Source organism: Delftia sp. JD2, from assembly GCF_001682645.1.
Taxonomy (GTDB): domain Bacteria; phylum Pseudomonadota; class Gammaproteobacteria; order Burkholderiales; family Burkholderiaceae_C; genus Comamonas; species Comamonas acidovorans.
This window is the reverse complement of sequence record NZ_LFJT01000042.1, coordinates 14,368-35,588: the sequence shown is the minus strand read 5'-3', so window position 1 is coordinate 35,588 and position 21,221 is coordinate 14,368. Positions and strand designations below refer to the sequence as shown.

General features: G+C 66.0%; 17 protein-coding genes. 10 read left to right on the top strand and 7 right to left on the bottom strand.

Annotation, left to right across the window (positions count from 1 at the left end; genetic code table 11):
- Positions 1 to 175: 175 nt before the first annotated feature.
- Entirely contained in the window at positions 176 to 2,779 is a 2,604-nt protein-coding gene (locus ACM14_RS20660) for a bifunctional diguanylate cyclase/phosphodiesterase (protein WP_065347172.1), read from the top strand.
- 38 nt (positions 2,780 to 2,817) lie between these two features.
- Here ACM14_RS20660 and ACM14_RS20655 read toward each other — a convergent pair whose 3' ends face one another.
- From ACM14_RS20655 to ACM14_RS20630, 6 genes are all read right to left on the bottom strand, one after another.
- Positions 2,818 to 5,343 (bottom strand): ATP-binding protein, encoded by a 2,526-nt coding sequence (locus tag ACM14_RS20655; RefSeq protein WP_065347171.1) that lies wholly within the window; start codon positions 5,341 to 5,343, stop codon positions 2,818 to 2,820.
- A 25-nt stretch (positions 5,344 to 5,368) separates the two neighbouring features.
- The gene (locus ACM14_RS20650; RefSeq protein ID WP_065347170.1) at positions 5,369 to 6,208 is read right to left on the bottom strand and encodes an ABC transporter substrate-binding protein; all 840 of its coding nucleotides are present in this window, start codon (positions 6,206 to 6,208) and stop codon (positions 5,369 to 5,371) included.
- Between the two features lie 9 nt (positions 6,209 to 6,217).
- Entirely contained in the window at positions 6,218 to 6,982 is a 765-nt protein-coding gene (locus ACM14_RS20645) for an HD-GYP domain-containing protein (RefSeq protein ID WP_065347169.1), read from the bottom strand.
- Positions 6,982 to 7,353, bottom strand: coding sequence for a response regulator transcription factor (locus ACM14_RS20640; RefSeq protein WP_043820108.1), 372 nt, complete (start codon positions 7,351 to 7,353; stop codon positions 6,982 to 6,984). The genes ACM14_RS20645 and ACM14_RS20640 overlap by 1 nt, the downstream gene beginning before the upstream one ends.
- Positions 7,354 to 7,621: 268 nt before the next feature.
- Positions 7,622 to 8,857, bottom strand: coding sequence for an HD-GYP domain-containing protein (locus tag ACM14_RS20635; protein WP_065347168.1), 1,236 nt, complete (start codon positions 8,855 to 8,857; stop codon positions 7,622 to 7,624).
- 74 nt (positions 8,858 to 8,931) lie between these two features.
- A complete protein-coding gene (locus ACM14_RS20630) occupies positions 8,932 to 10,629 on the bottom strand; it encodes a methyl-accepting chemotaxis protein (protein WP_065347167.1) in 1,698 nt (565 codons plus the stop codon).
- Between the two features lie 333 nt (positions 10,630 to 10,962).
- Here ACM14_RS20630 and ACM14_RS20625 point away from each other — a divergent pair, with 333 nt between their 5' ends.
- The 8 genes from ACM14_RS20625 (at position 10,963) to ACM14_RS20590 (ending at position 19,200) form a co-directional block, all read left to right on the top strand.
- A complete protein-coding gene (locus tag ACM14_RS20625) occupies positions 10,963 to 11,439 on the top strand; it encodes a chemotaxis protein CheW (protein ID WP_065347166.1) in 477 nt (158 codons plus the stop codon).
- A gap of 71 nt (positions 11,440 to 11,510) precedes the next feature.
- On the top strand, positions 11,511 to 13,238 hold the full coding sequence (locus tag ACM14_RS20620; protein ID WP_065347165.1) for a methyl-accepting chemotaxis protein: 1,728 nt from the start codon (positions 11,511 to 11,513) through the stop codon (positions 13,236 to 13,238).
- Between the two features lie 187 nt (positions 13,239 to 13,425).
- Positions 13,426 to 14,103, top strand: a complete 678-nt coding sequence (locus ACM14_RS20615) for a phosphoglycolate phosphatase (protein WP_043820118.1) — start codon at positions 13,426 to 13,428, stop codon at positions 14,101 to 14,103.
- 146 nt (positions 14,104 to 14,249) lie between these two features.
- Positions 14,250 to 15,545, top strand: a complete 1,296-nt coding sequence (speE, locus tag ACM14_RS20610; RefSeq protein ID WP_065347164.1) for a polyamine aminopropyltransferase — start codon at positions 14,250 to 14,252, stop codon at positions 15,543 to 15,545.
- A 244-nt stretch (positions 15,546 to 15,789) separates the two neighbouring features.
- The gene (locus tag ACM14_RS20605) at positions 15,790 to 16,482 is read left to right on the top strand and encodes a hypothetical protein (RefSeq protein WP_047219816.1); all 693 of its coding nucleotides are present in this window, start codon (positions 15,790 to 15,792) and stop codon (positions 16,480 to 16,482) included.
- Between the two features lie 169 nt (positions 16,483 to 16,651).
- The gene (locus ACM14_RS20600) at positions 16,652 to 17,152 is read left to right on the top strand and encodes a hypothetical protein (RefSeq protein WP_034389620.1); all 501 of its coding nucleotides are present in this window, start codon (positions 16,652 to 16,654) and stop codon (positions 17,150 to 17,152) included.
- Positions 17,130 to 17,816 carry a response regulator transcription factor gene (locus tag ACM14_RS20595; RefSeq protein WP_013804692.1) on the top strand — a complete coding sequence of 229 codons (687 nt, stop codon included), beginning with the start codon at positions 17,130 to 17,132 and terminating at the stop codon, positions 17,814 to 17,816. The genes ACM14_RS20600 and ACM14_RS20595 overlap by 23 nt, the downstream gene beginning before the upstream one ends.
- Complete coding sequence (locus ACM14_RS20590) at positions 17,785 to 19,200, top strand: HAMP domain-containing sensor histidine kinase (RefSeq protein ID WP_013804691.1); 1,416 nt, start codon at positions 17,785 to 17,787, stop codon at positions 19,198 to 19,200. Before ACM14_RS20595 ends, ACM14_RS20590 begins: the two co-directional genes overlap by 32 nt.
- On the opposite strand, the gene ACM14_RS20585 is transcribed toward ACM14_RS20590, so the two are convergent.
- The gene (locus tag ACM14_RS20585; protein WP_047219814.1) at positions 19,175 to 19,771 is read right to left on the bottom strand and encodes a chalcone isomerase family protein; all 597 of its coding nucleotides are present in this window, start codon (positions 19,769 to 19,771) and stop codon (positions 19,175 to 19,177) included. The genes ACM14_RS20590 and ACM14_RS20585 overlap by 26 nt on opposite strands.
- A 1,130-nt stretch (positions 19,772 to 20,901) precedes the next feature.
- Between ACM14_RS20585 and ACM14_RS20580 the strand changes: the two genes are divergently transcribed.
- The gene (locus tag ACM14_RS20580; protein ID WP_034389625.1) at positions 20,902 to 21,216 is read left to right on the top strand and encodes a hypothetical protein; all 315 of its coding nucleotides are present in this window, start codon (positions 20,902 to 20,904) and stop codon (positions 21,214 to 21,216) included.
- The last annotated feature ends 5 nt before the right edge of the window (positions 21,217 to 21,221 follow it).

The window sequence follows — 21,221 nt, the reverse complement described above, 5'->3', positions numbered from 1 at the left end:
AATTTCTCTATGAATGAGCCAGTGTGCGGCAAATGGTTTTATTGCCCCTGTTTTCGGTGAATGACGACGTGATTGCCAGCAGGGATTGGCAATAATTCGGGACAGCCATACACACAGGGAGTGCCACGCTGAAATGGCCAAATCAGCAAGACGCCGATTTATCGGACTGATCACGGTGAGCTACGGATTGTTCGCATTCGGCTGGATCCTTCTGTCCGACAAGCTGTTGTTCGCATTGGCAGGGAGTGCGGATATCGGCTGGCTTTCCGTCGTCAAAGGGCTGTTCTTTGTGCTGGCCACGGACTTCCTGCTGTTCTTCGCGCTGTGCTCGGTGCCGGCCGCGCACAGCGGCGGCGCCTCCGCCATCACCCAGGAAATGGGGCCGCGCCGTTTTCCGGTCTGGGCCTCCTATCTGTTTGCCCTGGCCATGAGCCTGGCCGTGCTGGCCGCCAGCAGCACGCTGGCCAGCCATTTCGGTGAACGCTCGCTGCTGCTGCTGTTCATGCTGCCGGTGCTGGTCAGTGCGCTGATCGGCGGCCTGGGGCCGGGCCTGCTGGCCACGGCCTTTGCCGCCTACAGCCTGGACCAGACCGACGGCGTCGCCGTGCGCGACTGGGCGCAGTGGGGCGTGGTGGCCGTCAACGGCCTGGCCGTGAGCGTGCTGGCCGAGACGCTGCAGCGCTCGCTGCGCAAGGCCAACATGCAGCGGCAACTGCTCGACTCGGTGATCTCGGGCACCTCGGACGCGGTGTTCGTGAAGGACCTGCGCGGGCGCTACCTGCTGGTCAACCGGGCCGCCGCCAGCCTGGTGGGCCGCCAGGCCGAGGACATCGTGGGCAAGGATGACTTCGCGCTCTTTCCCTTCGGCATCGCCAGCGCCATCCGCAGGAAGGACCAGGCTGTGCTGCGCCAGGAGGTGGCCACGCATGAGGAGCAACTGACGGTGGAGCCGGGCAGGACGCTGGACCTCCTGGTCACCAAGGGCCCGGTGCGCAACACCGCAGGCCACATCGCGGGCCTGTTCGGCATCTCCCGGGACATCACCGAGCGCAAGCGCTTCGAGCGCGAACTGGCCCAGGCCGCCGTGGTGTTCGACAGCAGCCACCAGGGCATCATGGTGGTCGATCCGGGGCGGCGCATCACGCGCGTCAATCCGGCCTTCACCCGCATCACCGGCTATGCGCCCGAGGACGTGATCGGCAAGACGCCGCGCGTGCTGTCCTCGGGCCTGCACGGACCGGAGTTCTACCGGCAGATCTGGGCCTGCATCGAGCGCGACGGCTTCTGGCACGGCGAGATCTGGAACCGCCGCAAGACGGGCGAGATCTTCGCCGAGATGCTGTCCATCTCCGCCGCGCAGGGCGCCGGTGGCGAGATCGAGCACTACATCGGCGTCTTCACCGACATCAGCCACATCAAGGCCCACGAGGCCGAGCTCGAGCGCGTCACCCACTACGACCTGCTCACCGGCCTGCCCAACCGCCGCCTGCTGATCGACCGGCTCAACCAGGCCATGCTGCGCACGGCGCGCGAGGGCCGCTCCCTGGCCGTGTGCTTCCTGGACCTGGACGGCTTCAAGGAAATCAACGACCTGCACGGCGCGGCCGCGGGCGATGCGCTGCTGGTGGGCGTGGCCGCCCACCTCAAGAGCGTGCTGCGCTCCGAGGACACGCTGGCCCGGCTCGGCGGCGACGAGTTCGTCCTGCTGCTGTCGCACATCGGCTCGGCCGAGCACTGCTCCACCATCCTCGACCGGGTGCTGGAGGCGGCCAGCCGTCCCGTGCCCGTGCAGGACCGGGTGCTGTCCGTGACCGCCAGCGTGGGTGTCAGCCTCTACCCCGACGACCAGGCCGACCCCGACCTGCTGCTGCGCCATGCCGACCAGGCCATGTGCGTGGCCAAGCAGGCCGGGCGCAACCGCTACCAGCTGTTCGATCCGGAAAACGACCGCAAGGCCCATGCGCGCCGCCTGCAGCTGGGCTGGCTGCGCCAGGCGCTGGAGAAGGGCGAATTCCTGCTGCACTACCAGCCCAAGGTGGAGCTGGGCGGTGGCAAGCTGGTGGGTGCCGAGGCCCTGCTGCGCTGGCACGACCCGCGCCAGGGCCTGCGCGCGCCGGGCGAGTTCCTGCCCTTCATCGCGGGCAGCGACCTGGAGCGGCCGCTGGGCGACTGGGTCATCGGCGAGGCCGTGGCCCAGGCGGCGCGCTGGTTCGGCCAGGGACTGGACCTGTGCGTGAGCATCAACGTCAGCGCCAACCAGCTGCTGGACGGCGGTTTCCACGCCAAGATGGCCCAGGTGCTGGCCCGCCACCCGGACCTGCCGCCGCACCTGATCGAGCTGGAAATCCTGGAAAGCGCCGCCATTGCCGACATGGAGCAGGCCATCCAGGTGATGGGCCAGTGCCGGCAGCTGGGCATACGCTTTGCGCTGGACGACTTCGGCACCGGCTACTCCTCGCTCACCTACCTGCGCAAGCTGCCCGTGCAGTCGCTCAAGATCGACCAGAGCTTCGTGCGCGACATGCTGGCCGACCCGGACGACCTGGGCATCGTCGAAGGCGTCATCCAGCTGGCCAGCACCTTCCAGCTCGAATCGGTGGCCGAAGGCGTGGAAACGCCCAAGCATGCGCGCCGCCTGCGCGACATGGGCTGCCACGTGGCCCAGGGCTACGGCATCGCCCGGCCCATGCCCGCCGACCAGCTGCCCGCCTGGGCCGCGCGCTGGCAGGCCGGGGACAACTGGCTGGCGCATGGGCGGCACATGCCGTCCGAGGCCTGAGCTTCGCGTCCCGGCGCCAGTGCCGGTGCCGGTGCCGGCTATGTCAACTCGGCTGGACGGGTTTCCATGGCATTGCGGGTGGGCAAGGTGATGCAGAACATGGCGCCTCCCGCGGGGCCGTTGCTGGCGACGACGGTGCCGTCCATGGTGTCGATGATCTTGCGGCAGATGGCCAGGCCCAGGCCCGTGCCGCCCGAGCCGTCCTTGGTCTTGCTGGACTGCACGAAGGGCTGGAAGATCTTGTCCAGTTCCTGCGGCGGAATGCCCGGTCCCTGGTCGGAGACGGCAATGCAGATGTCGCCCTGTCCGTCGATGCGGCCCTGCACATCGATGCGCCCGCCGATGGGCGAGAACTTGATGGCATTGGCCAGCACATTGCGCACCACCTGCTGAAAGCGCACGGGGTCGGCCTTGGCGAGCAGCGGCGTGTCGTCGAGCTCCAGCCGCAGGTCGATGAGCTTGTGCTGCTGCTGCGGCTCGAGCTCGCGCACCACGGGCCGTATCAGGCTCCTGAGGTCGGTGCGTTCCAGGTGGATGGTTCCCACGGCGCTTTCCAGCTTGGCCACGTCCAGCAGGTCGTTGACCAGGGCCAGCATGCGCTGGCCGGCTGCATGGATGTCGTTGAACATGTCTGCCATCGCGGCATTGCCGTGAGAGCGCAGGCCGCCCAGCTCGGCAAAGCCCATGATGGACTGCAGCGGGGTGCGCAGCTCATGGCTCATGTTGGCCACGAATTCCGATTTCACGCGGAAGGCCTCTTCGGCCGCGTCGCGGGCTTCGTGGATGGCATGCTCGGCCGCGCGGAATTCGCTCACGTCCACAAAAATGCTGAGCACGCCGGTGATCCGGCCTTGGGCATCCTTGACTGCCGCCTTGGAGATCTGCACGTCGCGGTAGCTGCCGTCCACATGGGGCAGCCGGGCCTCCAGCACCATGGGCTGGCCTGAACGCATCACATCCTCATTGCCGTGCATCTGCAGCAGGTCATGGTCGCCAGAGTGCAGGCCCTCGACCTCATGGCCAAGCACGGCGTAGCGGCACCTACCAAAGAAGTCTTCCCAGGCCTTGTTCACCAGGGCCACGCGCTGGCCCGCGTTCGTGACCAGCATGGGCAGGGGCGTGGTCTCGAACAGCAGGTGCTGGAAGGCCAGCTGGGTCTGCAGCTCCTGCTGGGCCTTCCAGCGGGCGGTCACGTCCACGGCGCTGCCGGCAAAGCCCACCAGCCGGCCCTCGCGCAGCAGGGGAACCACGGCGATGTCGCAGAGTATTTCCCTTTCGTCGGGAAGGCGAAAGCGCGCCTGGCAGTTGCGCAGGGCCAGCTTGGCCTGGGGGTCGAGCAGTGCCTGGATCTGGGACCTGCAGGCTTCATGCACGATGCCCTCCAGCGGCTGCCCTACCGCCTCGGCGCTGGGTTGCCCGGTCCACTGCTCCCAGCGGGCGTTCACGAAGGTCAGCCGGCCGTGGCTGTCGGTGCGAAAGATCAGCTCCTGCACGCTGCGCATGAGCACGGCCATCTCATGCTCGCTGCGGGCTATGCGCGCCTGGGCCTTTTCCATAGCCTGCTGTGCCGACTTCTGCACCCTGCGGGTCTTGAGCACCGACGCGCTCAGGCCGAGCACCAGGGCAAGAAGCGCAAGTCCGGCAACGAAGAAGGCGAAGGCATCGTCACGCCAGCGCGCGATCACCGCCGCGTAGGGCTCCTCCACCACCAGCAGCAGGGGCCAGTTGCGGACCGTGCGAAAGGACACGATCTCATGGGGGCCTAGCAGGCCGGCGCCAATGTAGGAGCCGAATTCGCTGCCTGGCAGCCATTTCTGGAAGATGGGGGTCTTGCGTGCAGAGGCCGTTTGTACGCCCCCGCCTGCGTTCGTGCTGGCCAGCGGTTGGCCGTCATAGCTCAGCAGCACCGCCTCGTAGCTGAGGGTTTCCAGCGTGGCCTGGTAGAAGTTGGCCACGGCATCGGGATTGATCAGGCCCACCAGCACGGCGGGTGCGCCGCTGTCGTTTTCGAAGGCCAGGATCTGGGGCAGGTAGTGGACGCCCCGCGGTATTGCATGCGGGGCCAATGTCAGGGAAGAGAGGCTGCGGCCGCTGACAAGGCGTCCCAGTTGCACCTTGCCCAGGACCGGAGCCGATGCATTGTCCGGCAGCAACTGCTGCACCTCGATCTGCAGGCCGGCTTCGCCCGCCTGAGTGCTCGCCAGGATGTGGCCCTGGCCATCGAGCAGCGCCATGCTGCGCAGAACCGGCAGTTGGGCGACCACTTGCGCCATGGCCGCCTCGCGCGCGGCGCGCGGGCTGTCGGCGGACAGGATGACCGGATTGTGGGCCAGGCTCGCCAGGGCGACATCGCCGGTCTCGAAGGTCTTGCCGGTCTGATCTTCAAGCACCCGAGCCAGCAACGCTGCCTGGGCCTTGCTCTTGTCGGCCTCGGCGTGCAGCTGACTCCAGACAAAGAGCACCAAACCTGACAGCACGCACAGAGCAAATGTCAGAATCAATACCTTGAGGTGGGCGCTACGCCTGGCCTCCAGAAAATGATGTGCGGCCGTTTGTTTGGACATGATGAAAATGCTCCATCGGTCGTATTCAAGGCGCGACGATTGCGCTCAACCCATTGTTGCGCGCGGCACGGGTCAGGCGCCCGTCGCGCTTGATGTCGGAGACGAACTGGTCCAGGCGAGCGAGCCACTGGGTGTCGGCCGGACTGGTCGCGTAGCCGTAGGGAATTACATGAAACGGCTTGGGCGGGGCGATCAGCCGGGCCCAGTCGGAGCTGTCGAGCAGCCTGCGGCTATAGGGGTAGTCGGTCATGAACACGTCCACGCGCCCCGCCATGAGTTCTTTTTCACGGCTTTGGGGTGGTTCGGTGGGCACGAGGCGCGCATGCCTGAGCGTCTCGCGCATCACGGGCTCCATGAAGGTGCCGCGCTGCACGGCGACCTGCACGCCAGGCTGGTCGATGTCCGCCCAGGATTGCACGGTCTGATTGCTCTTGGTGGTCACACCGTAGATGTCGCTGCTCAGATACGGCTGCGTGAAGCGCAGCTGCTTTTGGCGCTGGGCAAAGATGCCCACGGCGAACATGGCGACATCGCAGCGCGACTCCAGCAGGTCAGGTATCAGCCTGGGAAAGGAGGAGTCCACATGCTGCACCCGCACGCCCAGGTCCTTGGCCAGCTCCACCGAAAGCTCCGCATCGATGCCCGTCAGCCTGCCTGTGCGCGCGTCACGGAACGTGATGCCGTAGTAGTCTGGCCATATGCACACGCGCAGGGCGCCCGTGGATGCAATCCGCTCCAGCACCTCGCCAGCTGCGGCAGAGCCGGACCATGGCACCAGACACAGCAGCAATCCGGCAGCGGCTGCCAGACGGGCCAGCACGCGCCGCTGAGGCGGTGCGCCGAAACAGGTCGATGATGGGCGCATGGCGGGCTTTCAGGGTGTGTCGATCAGTTCGGTGAAGGACGGAGCCTGCCGGGTCAGCGCCAGGCGCAGCGCGTCGAGCTCTTCGATGTTGTCCATGAAAGCGTCGACGATTCCGGGATCCAGGGCCTTGCCCCGTTCCGCCGCGATCATCTCCAGGGCCTGCTCCCGCCCGAACGCCGGCCGGTACACCCGGTCCATGGTGAGCGCGTCGAAGATATCGACGATGGACGTGATACGAGCCGACAGCGGGATTTCTTCGCCTGCCAAGCCCTCCGGATAGCCCTTGCCGTCGAAGCGTTCATGGTGGCTTGCGGCGATCTCGGCGGCCATCTGGAACACGGGGATGCGTGACTGGCCCAGCAGGCGTGCGCCGATCTCGGCATGCCGGTTCATGACGAGGCGCTCCTCGGGACCCAGGGGGCCCTCCTTCTTGAGGATGGTGTCCGGAATGCCGACCTTGCCTATGTCATGCATCGGGGCCGCCTTGCGCAGCAGGCTGGCGAATTCGATGCGGCAGCCCAGGCGCAGGGCCAGGGCCTCCGACAGGTAGCCGATGCGGACGATGTGCGAGCCAGTATCGTCATCCTTGAGCTCTGCGGCCATGGCCAGGCGCAGCAGGGTCTCGTGGTGGGCACGTGTCACTTCCTTGAGAAGATCGTTGCGCTCGCAGTACATGCGGCCGAAGTCCTGGATGAGCAGCTCCATCTGCTCCACGGCCGCAGGATCGAAACGTCGCGATGGCTCCCTCGGGGTGCCGGTCTGGTACTGGGCCATCAGGCGATCCTCTGCAGGCTTTCGATCGTCTCCAGCAGCTTCAATGTGCTGAAGGGCTTGACCAGGTATTCGTCGGCTCCGGCGAGGATGCCCGCCTTGCGGTCTTCGGCGCCGCCCCGGGCCGTCAGCAGGATGACCAGCGTATGCAGCAGCTCGTAGGAGCTCTTGATGCGGCTGCAAACCTCCAGGCCATTGATGGTGCCCGGCATCATGATGTCGAGCAGGACGATGTCGGGCCTGAGCCTCTGGGCCATCGTCCAGGCTTCATCTCCGTCACAGGCCTCTACGACTTCGAAGTCACGGAATTCCAGCGTCATGCGCAGCAGCTTGCGGATGTCTGCATGGTCTTCGACGATGAGTATTTTTTGCATGGGGAGATCTTTCATGCCGAAACGGAAATTTGATCCGACATGTGAATCATAAATATCAATTTCATCAAATTTTATTGAATTTTTCTATCAGATCCGTGCCGGGCAAGGTGCTCCGGTGGGCGCGACCCATGCACGATCGCGACAAGTCGCAGGCAGGCAAAACGCTTGGGGGGACAGACGGCGCAACTGAGCCGCCAGCCGGGCAGGTGGCAGCCCTGAGGCAGGTTCGTCGCAGACCTGCCGCTGCGCCTGTGCGCAGGGCCTGTTCCTAGGCCTCGTCCTTCCACAGTGCATCGAGGTCGGTGAAGCCCCATTTCGCAGGGTCTTCCCGGCTGACGATCTTCTCCGTGCACCCAGGCCGGGCCAGGTCAACGGTCTCCGGTGCCATCCGCATGCCGCTGGCCGTGGAATAGAACACCTTGACCTGCGGACAGGTCAGGGACTGGCGGCCAGGGTCGACCACCACCCCCAGCCTGCCCGTGGTCAGCCGCACCAGGGAGCCCACCGGATAGATGCCTATGCTTTTGACGAAGGCCTGGAAAACGGTCTTGTCGAAGTGGCCGGCACTCCATTCGGCCATCTTGTGCACCGCCTCCGCAGGATCCCAGCCGCGCTTGTAGGGGCGGTCCGAGGTGATGGCGTCGTAGACATCGCAGACCGCGCCCATCTTCGCGAACAGGCTGATGTCCTCGCCGCGAAGCCTGTGGGGGTAGCCCGTGCCATCCACCTTCTCGTGGTGGTGAAGGCAGACGTCCAGCACGACCGGGTCATCGACGCCACCGGCCTTGAGCAGCTCCAGGCCTCGCGCCGGATGCTCACGGACCTCGGCAAACTCCCTGTCGGTCAGGCGCCCCGGCTTGTTCAGGATGGGGGCGGGGATCGCCATCTTTCCGATATCGTGCAGCAGGCCCGCATAGCCCGCCTCGCGCACCTGGTGCGGTGGCAGGTCGAGCTGGCGCGCCAGCACGATCATCAAGGCGCAGACCGCCACCGAGTGCATGTAGGTGTAGTCGTCGCTGTTCTTGAGCCTGACGATGCTGATCATGGCGCTGGGATTGCGGATGATCGAATCGGACACCTCGGCGACCACGTAGCGGGCCTCGTCCTGGTTGATCTCCCTGCCCATGCGCACCTCGCGGAACATGGCGGTGATCGCCTGCCTGGACTGGTGGCAGATGCGGGCGGCCCGCTTCACCTCCTCCTCGAAGGCAACGGGCCGCAGCTCGCACTCCAGCTCGGCCAGCTGCGAGATCTCGGACAGTTGGGCGTCGATCACGGTGTCCACCTGCTCGCGGGTGAAAGACGGCCCGCCTTGCGCAACATCCAGGCCCTTGGCGGTATCGATCCACACTTCCTGAATGGGGGACTGCAGGATCCTCGCCAGGTCGGCAGGGTCTTCCAGCTTGAAGCGGCTGCGCCAGAACGGGTGTTCCATCCAGCTGCCGCAGAGGCTTTCCAGAAACATGCCCAGCCGCAACTGGCGCACGCTGATGCGCTTGATCATGAACTCGGACCCCGCAACGGTTCACATGGATGCACTATCTTGCCGCCTTTTGCCTGCTTCGGTACGAATCCAGGTCAGAAGGCCGCCCATTCTTCATCCTTGACCTGCGGCTGCGCACGGGCAGGCGACAGGCGTGGCGGCCTGGAGGGCTGCGCTTGCCTGGGGGCCATGGCCTGGGCGGTCGCGGCGCGCAGCCCGCCAGGCTGGCTTGCGCCATGCTCGGGATGCATCTTGAAGGTGGAGACGATCTGCGCCAGGGCGGCGGCCTGCTGCTCCAGGCTGCCTGCAGCGGCCGAGCTTTGCTCGACCAGCGCCGCGTTTTGCTGCGTCATCTGGTCGAGCTGGCTCACCGCCTCGCCGACCTGACGGATGCCCACCGCCTGCTCGGCCGATGCGCTGGAGATCTCGCTGATCATGGTGTCCACGCTGCGCACCTGCTCCACGATGCGGCCCATCTGCTCGCCGGCCCGGGTCGCCACCTCGGTGCCCTGCTCGACCTTTTGCAGGTTGGCGCCGATCAGTTCCTTGATCTCCTTGGCCGCCGTGCCCGAGCGCTGGGCCAGCGCGCGCACCTCGCTGGCGACCACCGCGAAGCCCCGGCCCTGCTCGCCGGCCCGCGCGGCCTCCACGGCTGCGTTGAGCGCCAGGATATTGGTCTGGAAGGCAATGGCGTCGATGACGTTCGTGATCTCGGCAATCTTGCGCGAGGCCTCCGAGATGTCCTGCATGGTATGCACCACCAGGGCCACGGACTTGCCCCCCTCGACAGCGGAGGCCGAGGCGGCCGAGGCCACCTTGTTGGCCTGCTGTGCCGTGTCTGCATTCGTGCGCACCGTGGCTGTGAGTTCCTCCATCGAGGCAGCCGTTTCCTCAAGGTTGCTGGCCTGCTGCTCGGTGCGCTGGCTCAGGTCCAGGCTGCCAGAGGCGATCTCGCTCGATCCCGTGGCAATGGAGTCGCTGCTCTGGCGTACACGGCCCATGATTTCGCGCAGCTTGTCGTTCATGCTGCTCATGGCGGAGAGCAACTGGGCTGGCTCGTCCCTGCCCTGCACCACGATGTTGGCCGTGAGGTCGCCGTGCGCCACGGTGTCCACCACCGAGACCGCCATGCGCAGGGGCTCGGTGATCGAACGCGTGATCGCCCAGGCCAGCACGGCGCCCAAGACCACGGCCAGGGCGGCCAGGCCGCCGAGCAGGTACAGCGCCAGGTGGTAGTCCTTCTCGGCCTGCTCGGTGGCCTTGCGCCCGCCCTCCTGATTCAGCGCGATGTCCTGGCCGACGACGTCCATGAGTTGGGCGAATGCCTGAGCGGTCGCTCCCGTGGCCAGGGCGCGTGCCTGGGCTGCCTGCTCGGGCCCTGCGCTGGACAGCTCCACCATCTTGCGGTCAGCGGCGCGGGCCGCCTCCCACAGCACCACCATCCTGTCATACAGCTGCCGCTCCTCTGGTGAGGACACCAGCTTTTCATAGACGGCCAGCTCCGACTCCAGGGTTTTTTGGGCCTGCAGCAGCAGGTCCTCCTGGGCGCGCTTCCTTTGCGCGTCCTCCTCGATCACGTGGCGCAGCCCCGCGCGGCGTGCCGCGTTGGCCGTGGCCCGGATCGAGGCCAGCACATTGGTGGAAGGCAGCCAGTTGGTGCCCAGGTCGTTGGCATTGAACTGGACCCGGGCGATCTGCAGGGAGCCGATGGCCGCCACCGTGCTGAGCAGCAGCAGGAGCAGGGTGAAGGCAACGATGAGCCGTGTGCGGATGGACAGAAGGCGGAGGAACATGGTGGGGGCTCCCGGGATGCGGTTGGTAATTTTGATCAATATGATTTATTTGATAATTTACCAAGCTTGCGCCCATCTTGAGTGATTGAATTTATCAATTCAGTTTCACTGGGCCATTGCTCCGGGATGCGCTGCGCCCGAGCCATGACCCAGTCCTCCACCTCTCTGGATGAGCCGTCGCCACAGTGCAGCAGCGCTTGGTGACGCGCTCCGGCTGGCCCGCGCGGCGAGGCATCAGCCCCACCAAAAAATGTAACAACCGGTTGTGCTGCTCTTTGCTCTCTGTTAAATTTTTATCAAATTCATCAAATAAATTTGATTGGAGTGATAAAGATGCCGCATGCACTGAAGACCGACACCACCAAGCAATGGCTCTCCTTCCGCGTGGACGATGAGGAGTTCGGCATCGACCTGCTGCAAGTGCAGGAGATCCGGTCCTACGAGTCGCCCATGCGCATTGCCAACGGCCCCGCCTACTTCAACGGCGTGCTGGAACTGCGCGGAGAGGTCATTCCCGTCATCGATCTGCGGCTCAGGCTGGGCCTTGCGCCCAAGCCGTACGACGCCTGCACCGTGACCATCATGCTGCGCCTGCCCGGCGGAGTGACGGGCATGGTGGTGGAGGGGGTCACCGACGTGGTGACGCTCATGCCGCAGGACCTGCGCGCCGTGCCCGCCATGGGCGGGGGCCTCGTCAATGACTGCCTTCTCGCCCTGGGCGTGCTCAATGAGCGCTCGCTGCTGCTGATCGATGCCGACAAGCTCCTGGCGACGGCCACGGCAGCCCTGCCGGACTGCGCTTCGAGCTGAGCCATGTGCTCCGGCACGCCCCTTTTCCCCGCCCGTACACCGCAATTTGCCCATCCCACTGGAGACGCGTCATGAATCCTCGCTTCTGGACTGTCAAGACCAAACTTTCCGCGGCCTTCACTTGCCTGGCGCTTGTCACCATGGTGGTGTCCCTGCTGGCCCTTCAGGCGTTGAGCGAGGCAAATCAGAATCTTGTGCGCTTCGTCGAAGGCGTCAACGCCCGTGCACACCTGGCAGAGAGGGTTCGCACAGCCGTGGACCGCCGGGCGATCGCGGCGCGCAACCTGGTGCTGGTGACCTCGCCTGCAGACCTGGCGGCGGAGAAGGATGCCGTGACCTCCGCGCACACCGACGTCAACACCTCGCTGGCCGAACTCCAGGCCAAAATGGCTTCGAAGGATGTTGCGGCCGATGCACGTGATCTGGTTGCCAAAATTGCGGGCGTGGAGCAACGGTATGGACCGGTCGCTACCGACATCGTGTCCCTGGCTCTGCAAAACCAGAAGGAGGCAGCGATCCGCAAGATGAACGAAGAGTGCCGGCCCTTGTTGGCGCAGCTGATCGAGGCCACCCGCCAATACAGTGAACTGACCCGGCTGCGTTCACAGCAGATGATCGAGGAGGCCGCGCAGGCCTACGCGCACCGCAGAAACATACTGATCGCCGCCAGCGTCATGGCCTTTGTCCTGGCTGTGCTGATGGGGCAACTGATAGCACGCGGCCTGACGCGCGCCCTGGGTGCGGAGCCGGCACAACTGGGCGACGTCGCGCAACAGATTGCCCAGGGCAATCTCAGCCCTGAATTGCTTCGCCACCAAGCCCCTGAAGGCAGCGTCCAGGCATCGCTCAATGCCATGCTCAAGAGTCTGGTCTCTGTCGTCCATGAAGTTCGCAGCAATGCCGACGGGGTCGCCGGCGGCAGCACGGAAATCGCCAATGGCAATGCCGACTTGAGCCAGCGCACCGAACAGCAGGCCAGTGCCTTGCAGGAGACTGCAGCGTCGATGGAGCAGCTGTCGACCACCGTCAAGCAAAACGCGGACAACGCCAGGCAGGTCAATCAACTCGCCTTGGGAGCAAGCCAGGTGGCCACCAAGGGCGGCGGCTCCGTGCAGGAGGTCGTCAATGCGATGCAGGACATCAGCGAAAGCTCGCGCCAGATCGGCGAAATCGTGGGCGTGATCGACGGCATCGCGTTCCAGACCAACATCCTGGCGCTCAACGCCGCGGTCGAGGCGGCCCGCGCGGGCGAGCAGGGAAAAGGCTTTGCCGTGGTGGCCGGTGAGGTGCGCAACCTGGCGCAGCGCAGCGCGCAGGCAGCTCGGGAAATCAAGCAGCTCATCGCCACCAGCGCCACACGCGTCAAACAGGGTACCGAGTTGGCTGACCAAGCCGGAGCCACCATGGCGGAAGTGCTGCATTCCATCCAGCGCGTGACAGATCTCATGGGTGAGATCAGCAGTGCCAGTGATGAGCAAAGCGCGGGGGTAGCGCAGGTCGGCAAGGCCGTCAGCCAGATGGACCAGGTAACGCAGCAAAATGCGGCGCTGGTGGAGGAAAGTGCGGCGGCAGCGGCCAGCCTCAGAACGCAGGCACAGCAGCTGGTGCAGGCCGTGTCGATCTTCCAGCTGGGAGGCCATGCGGCGCAGCTTTCCCCGACCCCGCCGCTCCCGCAACCGACGGTGCGGGCGCGCAAGCCGGCACCCGCGACAGCGGCACTCCCCGCACGCCAGGCTGCCCGCGCCGTGCAGCCCGTGCACAAGCAAGCGCAGGAGCAGGACGACTGGGTGTCGTTCTGATCAACCTCCCCCTTGCGTGCGGCCCTGGCGCTCGTCGGACCGCATCGCGGCACACCGGGATACGGGGCCACGGCCATGCAGGAGCTGCCAGGGGACGCAAGGCCCAAGTCCCAGGGCCCGCGCAAGTTCTGATATTTTCAACGCTGTTCCTGCGCAGGCAGCCCCCGGCTTTCGACACCCCCATTTCATGATTTCAAACTTCATTCCGTTGAACCCACAGCAACTGGACGCCGCCATCGTTGATCTCGACGGCACCATGGTCAACACCCTGGGCGACTTCGCCGAAGCCCTCAACCGCATGCTGGCGGACCTGCAACTGCCGGCCATCGCCCCGCAGGCCATCGAGAACATGGTGGGCAAGGGCTCGGAGCACCTGATCCGCTCGGTGCTGGCCCATGTGGGCGCGGCCGATGTGGATGCCATCTACGGCCAGGCCTGGCAGCGCTACGAGCACCACTACCTGCAGCTCAACGGCCAGTTCGCCGAGGTCTATCCGGGCGTGCTCGAAGGCCTGCAGGCCCTGCGCGCGCGCGGCCTGCGGCTGGCCTGCCTGACCAACAAGCCGCTGTCCTTCGCGCAGCCGCTGCTGGCGCAAAAGGGCCTGGCGCCGCTGTTCGAGCAGGTCTTCGGCGGGGACTCCTTCGAGCGCAAGAAGCCCGACCCTCTGCCCCTGCTCAAGACCTGCGAGGCCCTGGGCACCTCCCCCGCGCGCACGCTGATGCTGGGTGACTCCAGCAACGACGCCCAGGCCGCGCGCGCCGCGGGCTGCCCCGTGGTGCTGGTCAGCTACGGCTATAACCACGGCCAGCCCGTGCGCCAGGTCGATGCCGACGGCTTTGTCGATGCGCTGACCGAACTGGCCTGATTCGCACAGCTCCAGGTTTTTTGGAAAAAGAATGGGATTTGGCGATGGTTAACGCACTTTGACGGTGCGATTTATGTTTTTGCTAGAGTCGTCTGCTTTGCCATCCTGGCCGTAATCCGGCCACAGACAAGGAGGAAGCACGCGACATGCACGGACTGCACCTGACCGCCGATCTCTACCAATGCCAGGGCGACGCGCGCCACATGCTCGACGCCGACGCCATCGCCGCCCTGTGCCGCGCACAGACCGCGCAGGCCGGCCTGACCCTGGTGGAGGACCGCTGGGTCAAGTTCCCGGACTATCAGGGCCAGCCCGGCGGCGTCACCGGCACCGTGCTGCTGGCCGAATCGCATCTGGCCATACACACCTGGCCCGAGACCGGGTGCGTCACCGTCGATGTCTACGTCTGCAATTTCTCCGCCGACAACTCGGGCAAGGCCCGCGCGCTGATGGAGGGCGTGATCGCCGCCTACGCGCCGGGCCGCGTGGTGCGCCAGCAGCTCATGCGCGGCGACATCGGCCCCGGCGCCAAGGACGAGGCGGCGGCCGATGAAGGCGATTGGGCGCTGGAGGCGCTCACGCCCCATGCGCGCTTTGGCTGGCGCGCCACGCGGCGCGAAACCGTGCAGACGCCCCATCAGGAACTGGAGCTGCTGCACACGCCGCAGTTCGGCAAGGTGCTGCGACTGGACGGGCGCTTCATGACCTCAGAACGCGAGGAATTCTTCTACCACGAGGCCCTGGTCCACCCCGCGGCCCTGGCCCATCCGGCGCCGCGCAAGGCGCTGATCCTGGGCGGTGGTGATGGCGGCGCGGCCGAGGAGCTGCTCAAGCACCCGTCCATGGAGCAGGTGGTGGTGGCCGAGCTGGACGAGGCCGTGGTCCAGGCCGCGCGCACGCACCTGCAGCAGGTGCACCGGGGCGTGTTCGATGACCCGCGGCTGCAGCTGCGCATAGGCGACGGCATGGCCATGGTGGAGCACACCGAGGAGCGTTTCGACCTCGCCCTCATGGACCTCACCGACCCCGACACGCCTGCCAGCGCGCTGTACTCCGACCAGGCCCTGGCGCGCATGAAGCGCGTGCTGGCGCCGGGCGGCGCACTGGTGCTGCACCTGGGCAGCCCCGTCTTCCATGGCGAGCAGGTGGCGCGGCTGGTGGCCAGCCTGCGCGAGCGCTTTGCCATCGTGCGCTGCTACGGCCTCTACATCCCCCTGTACGGCGCCTACTGGGGCCTGGCCGTGGCCTCCGACACGCTGGACGCGGCGGCGCTGCCCCCCGCCCAGCTGCGCCAGCGCCTGGCCGAGCGCCGCCTGCCCGACCTGCGCTACTACAACGCCGAAGTGCACCCCGCACTGTTCGCGCTGCCCAACTATTACCGCGACCTGGTGCAGCCCGCGCCCCTGGCGGCGCTGCCCCCGCGCGCGGTCCGCGTCGCCTGAGCCCAGCCCGTTCCGGCAACGGGCCGAGCCCGGCCCGCCCTGGCCGGGCTGCGGTGGCAACTGCGCGCCCGGCAGGGCAAATTTGACACAGTGCTGCAATCTGGTGGCAAGTCTGCTGTAATGAAAAACGGCGGGAAGGCCCGTGCGCCCGCCATTTTTCCGGCTTCCTGGTAAGTATTTCCGGGATATTGCGTGCTTGCAAAAACCATATCAACAGATAAAGCGCCAGACGCCCTGTATCAAAATGACTGCTTCCCTTTCAAAAACAAGAATATCCGCGTCCAAATACCATGATGATTCCTTGCTGCGGCTTTGGAATTGGGCTTTGTTGGCGGGGCTGGTATTGAGTTTTCCCCTGAGCTTTGTATTGCCGCAAAGCCTGAGCTGGGAAAATGGATTCCTGGAGAATATCCAGGCCGTGACCCTGCTGCTGGGCATGGTGGCGGCCCTGGTTGCGGCGCGGCGGCAAAAGGGCTCCTTTGCAGCGCCACTGTGGTGGATCGCCTCCCTGTTCTGGCTGGCCTTTCTGGGGCGTGAACTGGCCTGGGGCGCGGCTTTCCTGCCCAGCCTGGAGGCTGGCAAGTGGGGGCCGGTGATCAGCTCCCAGGTGCTGTGGTACCGGCCCGCCGTCAAATGGGTGGTGGGTGCCATGCTGCTGCTGTGCTGCTATTGGTTTGTGCGCCACGGTGTCTGGAACAAGGTCATCAAGCGCCTGGTGCGCGAGAAGGCGCTGCCGATATTCAGCCTGGCGATATTTGTCGCGGCCATGGTGATATCCACCAATGCGGAAGGTCATGGCTTCATTGTCCTGCAGCAATGGTTTGATTATCAGGTGATTGTGCTGGAGGAGCTGGTGGAGACCTTTGGCTATATGGCACTGTGGCTGGCACAGTGGGCGCTGGTCAGGTATGTTGCTGGCTGGCAGGAAGATATTTGAGCCAATATTGATCAAACCGGCCGCCTGCATATCCCGGTGTAATGGGGCAGATTCAGGGGCCGGTAAGTCGCCAGTAAGACGCAATCGGGGAGCATGGCCGTTTTCCCCGCAGGTTTGCCGCTCTCGCGGCGGACCGACGGAGCCTGAAACGACAGAACGTGCCATCGCAATGCAAGCCTCCATCTACCAGGACGTGATAGGTATCCAGGCGGCGGGCCAGGCGTATTCCCTGGGTTCGCGCTTCCAAGAATGCAGCCAGCACCGTGCAGTGCGGCTGGAGACGATCTTCGAGCTGCTCATCCTCAAGTTCCGCGAGGACCTGCTGCAGGCGCTGGCCGAGGAGCCGCCAGGCCCCGCACGCCACCTGCGCGCCTACGTCCGCTGCGTCTGCGAGCATGCCCTGTCCCGCCAGCGCGGCCAGAAGACGGCCGCACAGTTGCTGACCCGCGCAAGATTCCAGAACATATGGTTTGATTTCGTGGACGCTGCCTGCGCCGACGATCTGGTGTCCGAGGACATTGCCCTGCAATGCCGCGCCATGGTCGAGGACCTGTGGGTCATCCATGTGCTGGTCGAGCCCATGGCGCCGCAGCGCATCACCGGGATCAGGGAGCATTTGCTGTCCCTGTGCGGCAACGACGGAAACCATGAATCGCATCGCATTAATTGAGGACCATGCCAGACTGGCCACGCTGGTCAGCCGCTCGCTGGCCAACTCCGGCATAGAGACCGACGTCTTCCACCAGATCTCCACGGCCTGGCTGGCCCTGCAGGACATCGACTACGGCGTCATCGTCATCGACCGCGGCCTGCCCGATGGCGACGGCCTGCAACTGGTGCAGCGCCTGCGCGCCGCGGGCCGTTCCACGCCCTGCCTGATGCTCACGGCCCGTGACGCGCTCAGCGACCGCGTGGGCGGCTTGGAGGCCGGTGCCGACGACTACCTGACCAAGCCCTTTCCCATGGAAGAACTGATTGCCCGCGTGCGCGCCCTGCTGCGCCGCCCGGCCCTGGTGCAGGAGCTGGCGCCGCAGCTGGGCGACATCAGCATCAGCCCGCAGCAGGCCTGCATGCACTGCGCGGGCTCGGCCATCGCGCTGCCGCCGGCGGAGCTGCAGATCATGCTCAGCCTGGTGCGCAAGGCCGGCGCCACGGTGCGCCGCTCCACGCTGGAGGCGGCGGCCTGGGGCATGAGCAGCGTGGTCACGCCCAACGCCCTCGATGTGGCCCTGCACCGGCTGCGCCGCAAGCTGGCCGCGGCCGGCTCATGCATGGAAATCGTCAACATCCGGGGTCAGGGCTATGCGCTTCGCGAACCTTTGCTGGCCCGGTAGCCTGCGCTCGCGGCTGCTGGCCGTCTATGGGTTGAGCATGGTGTTCAGCGCGCTGCTGGTCGGCGCGCTGGTGATCCTCGTCGCCAAGCCCTTCGACAGCTACGCGCTGCAGCGCGGCATGGGGCATGCGGCCGAGAAGCTGGCCGAGTGGGTGAGCTTCGATGCCAAGGGCGTGCCCCAGGGGTTCAGCGAGCGTGAACTCAAGGCCTGGATGCTGACCAGCCTGGGCGAGGAAATGCAGCTGCGCATCACCGACGCCCGCGGCCGCGTGGTCTTCGCCCCCAACGGCGAAATGCAGCCGCTGACGCAGACCGGCCAGGGCTTCGACCCCGAGCTCAAGGCCTTTGCCTACGAGCGCGGCGGCGTGGTCATGCGCGCGGGCACGGCCACGCTGGTCCACGACGGCACGACGTGGCACGTGCAGATAGCCGTCAGCGACCGCATGGTGGACTGGCTGCGCGAATCGGTGGGCCTGCCCGCGCTGTGGCGCGGCATGGTGGCCATCGGCGTGGTCTTCCTGGTCGTGTTCCTGTTCTCCACACACCGCACGCTGCAGCGCATGCTCAGGCCGCTGGGCGTGGCCGCGCAGGATGCCCAGCGCATCACCCCGCAGACGCTGGGCACGCGCCTGCAGCCCAAGGATCTGCCGCGCGAGTTCGCGCCCCTGGTCGAGGCCTTCAACCACGTGCTGGACCGGCTGCAGGCCGGCTTCAGGAACCAGCAGGAATTCCTGTCCATGGCCGCGCATGAGCTCAAGACGCCGCTGGCCCTGATGCGCGTGCAGATCGAGCTGGAGCCCGAGGACCGGCGCAGCCCCGAGCTGCTCAAGGACGTGGACCACATGGCGCGCCAGGTCCAGCAGCTGCTGCACCTGGCCGAGGTTTGCGAGCACCAGCGCTACCGCATGGAAGACATTGCGCCGGCCGACATCATTGGCGAGGTCTGCGACTTCATGGCCCGCGCCTCCGAAAAATGCGGCGTGCACATCCACTGCGAGGTCAAGGACGGCTCGCCTGCCTGGCGTGCCGACCGGGGCGCGCTCTTCGTGCTGCTCAAGAACCTGATCGAGAACGCCGTGCAGCACAGCCCGCAGGGCGCCACCGTCACCGTGAAGGCCTGCGGCCTGGGCTTTTCGGTGCTGGACCAGGGCCGTGGCGTGCCGCCCGAGGACCTGCCGCGCATCTTCGAGCGCTTTTGGCGCAGCAGCGAGCGGCGCGACCTGGGCGCAGGCCTGGGCCTGCCCATCTGCCTGGAGATTGCGCGCGCCCACGGCTGGACGCTCACGGCCCTGCCCGGTGCCACGGGGCTGGAGATCCAGGCACGCTTTGCCGGGCCCGTGCAGGAGCCCGCGCAGCCGTTCAACCGCCCAGCAATGCCTTCTTGAGCTGATCGTCGGCCGGGTGCGGGCCCAGCCAGATGCCCAGCAGCGCCTGGAAGAACTCGGGCTCCTGGAAGGGCGCGCCCTGGGCCTGGCCCTTGACGAAGACCTGGGCGCCCTGGCCCGGCACCCAGTCCACCGAGAAGTTCTCGCCCGGCAGCAGCTTCTTGTGCTGCGTGAAGATGTCGCTCATGCGCAGCACGCCGGGCACCAGGCGCGAGAAGCGGGCGCGCTCCATGTTGTCCTCGATGCCGCGCGCGAACAGCTTGCCCAGCTCGGCCGAATCGATCTCGCGCAGCATGGTCACGCTCACGCGCTTGGGGCCGGGCAGGGCCGCGATCTCCTGCAGGCTGGCGGCCGGCTTTTCCAGGTACAGGCCCGCCGTGTAGACCTTGAAGATGGCCTTGTAGCGAATGCCCGCGCCATTGAGCTGCAGCGTCTGGCCGCCCACCCCGGCCTGGGCGGGATAGGCCACGCCCGCGACGGTGCGCGCAGGCTCCTGGGCAGTGGCGGCCAGCGGCATCGCCAGCGCCATGGCCAGGGCGGCTGTCTTCATCCAGCGGGGCAAGGCGGTCATGGTGTCTCCTGCGCGGGGCCTGTGGCCCGGTTGCGGTTTGTTACGTCCGGGCGACATGTTGTGGGGATCGGGTGGGGGTGGCAACAGGGTTTTCGCGGGCCGATGGAGTGTGGCTATCTCCTGCTCGGTCCGCTGTTCTTGTCGTGGGTGTATGCCCACGTTCCTGCGGTTATGGACGGGATGGGGCTACCCGCAAGGGCGTCCGCACGGCTCAATGCGTGTTCTTAACATCCCGTCCACCTGTCTGTGGGTAAGTACACCGGCTCGTGGCTTTCGTCTTGTTTCCGGAGCGCAGGCGCGAGCCTGCGTCCCAGTGGTTTTGGGCGGGATGGGGCTACCCGCAAGGGCGTCCGCACGTCGCAATGCGTGTTCTTAACATCCCGTCCACCTGTCTGTGCGTTGCACCGCTGATTCTGTTTGCAAGCCCCTGTCGGGGCGTTTCTTTTCGAGGCCGGGTTTCGGCCCGGCGGCCGACTCACTTTCTTGTCTCGCTACAAGAAAGTGAGCAAAGAAAAGCGCCCGAATGTCCGCGTCCCCTTCGCTGCGCTGCGGGGCAACCTTCGCCGGGCTGCCTGCGGGGTTCGCTGCGGAACTCGCTGCGTTCACTGCGTGAACTTCGCTCAGACAACCGCAGCGAGTCAGATGACGAAGCAGTCCTGTCCTTCGGCAGGACTGCAACCCCGCAGGCAGCCCGGCGCAGGCGCGGCCATACGGGGAGTGGGTTCGGGCCTTCGCTTCGCTCGGCCTGGAGCGCTGGGGCGTTTGCCGTCTTGAAAGCCTCTATCATTGCGGCGGCCCCCTGTTCAGGGGCTGGTGCGTAAGAACACCTGCGTGTAAAGCGGTGCGGCCTCCCCGTGAGCGAGGCCTTGTCACGTCTGAATTGTCGGATCGTGGGTGCATGCCCACGTCCCTGCGGTTACGGGCGGGATGGGGCTACCCGCAAGGGCGTCCGCACGGCTTTGCACGTGTTCTTAACATCCCGTCCACCTGTCTGTGCGTAAGAACACGGGCCGGTGGTTTTGTTCTCTCGCAAAGGAGTACGAAATCATGTACGGCATTTCCATTTCTGCCTTCCCCTCCTCCCATCAAGCGCCCCACGCTGGCGCGTCTGCCGTGGGAGGGGTTGCGCCATGAGTACCGCTTCCACAACCCTGACCCAGCCCACGCCGCAGCAGTTGAGCCATGCCGTGACCGAGATCGGCCGGCTGACGCTGCAAGGCAGCAGCGAGGTGTACTCGCTGGGCCAGCTGGCGCTGGCTTGGCTGGAGCGGCCCGAGGGCCATCGCAATCTGGAGGTGGTGGCCAATGCGCTGCAGGCCATTTGCGGGGCTGCGCAGCGGATGGAGGAGCTGGTGGAGGACGAGGTGAGCTACGTGCATTGCCTGCAGGAGGATCCGGCGTATCTGCGGCGGATGGCTGCGGCTTCGGCGGCGTTTGAGCGCTGATTCTC

Bases quoted from the DNA above. Each gene is read 5' to 3' on its own strand.
- ACM14_RS20655 (WP_065347171.1), bottom strand. From the start codon at position 5,343: ATGTCCAAACAAACGGCCGCACATCATTTTCTGGAGGCCAGGCGTAGC.
- ACM14_RS20650 (WP_065347170.1), bottom strand. From the start codon at position 6,208: ATGCGCCCATCATCGACCTGTTTCGGCGCACCGCCTCAGCGGCGCGTG.
- ACM14_RS20645 (WP_065347169.1), bottom strand. From the start codon at position 6,982: ATGGCCCAGTACCAGACCGGCACCCCGAGGGAGCCATCGCGACGTTTC.
- ACM14_RS20640 (WP_043820108.1), bottom strand. From the start codon at position 7,353: ATGCAAAAAATACTCATCGTCGAAGACCATGCAGACATCCGCAAGCTG.
- ACM14_RS20635 (WP_065347168.1), bottom strand. From the start codon at position 8,857: ATGATCAAGCGCATCAGCGTGCGCCAGTTGCGGCTGGGCATGTTTCTG.
- ACM14_RS20630 (WP_065347167.1), bottom strand. From the start codon at position 10,629: ATGTTCCTCCGCCTTCTGTCCATCCGCACACGGCTCATCGTTGCCTTC.
- ACM14_RS20625 (WP_065347166.1), top strand. From the start codon at position 10,963: ATGCCGCATGCACTGAAGACCGACACCACCAAGCAATGGCTCTCCTTC.
- ACM14_RS20620 (WP_065347165.1), top strand. From the start codon at position 11,511: ATGAATCCTCGCTTCTGGACTGTCAAGACCAAACTTTCCGCGGCCTTC.
- ACM14_RS20615 (WP_043820118.1), top strand. From the start codon at position 13,426: ATGATTTCAAACTTCATTCCGTTGAACCCACAGCAACTGGACGCCGCC.
- speE (WP_065347164.1), top strand. From the start codon at position 14,250: ATGCACGGACTGCACCTGACCGCCGATCTCTACCAATGCCAGGGCGAC.
- ACM14_RS20605 (WP_047219816.1), top strand. From the start codon at position 15,790: ATGACTGCTTCCCTTTCAAAAACAAGAATATCCGCGTCCAAATACCAT.
- ACM14_RS20600 (WP_034389620.1), top strand. From the start codon at position 16,652: ATGCAAGCCTCCATCTACCAGGACGTGATAGGTATCCAGGCGGCGGGC.
- ACM14_RS20595 (WP_013804692.1), top strand. From the start codon at position 17,130: ATGAATCGCATCGCATTAATTGAGGACCATGCCAGACTGGCCACGCTG.
- ACM14_RS20590 (WP_013804691.1), top strand. From the start codon at position 17,785: ATGCGCTTCGCGAACCTTTGCTGGCCCGGTAGCCTGCGCTCGCGGCTG.
- ACM14_RS20585 (WP_047219814.1), bottom strand. From the start codon at position 19,771: ATGACCGCCTTGCCCCGCTGGATGAAGACAGCCGCCCTGGCCATGGCG.
- ACM14_RS20580 (WP_034389625.1), top strand. From the start codon at position 20,902: ATGAGTACCGCTTCCACAACCCTGACCCAGCCCACGCCGCAGCAGTTG.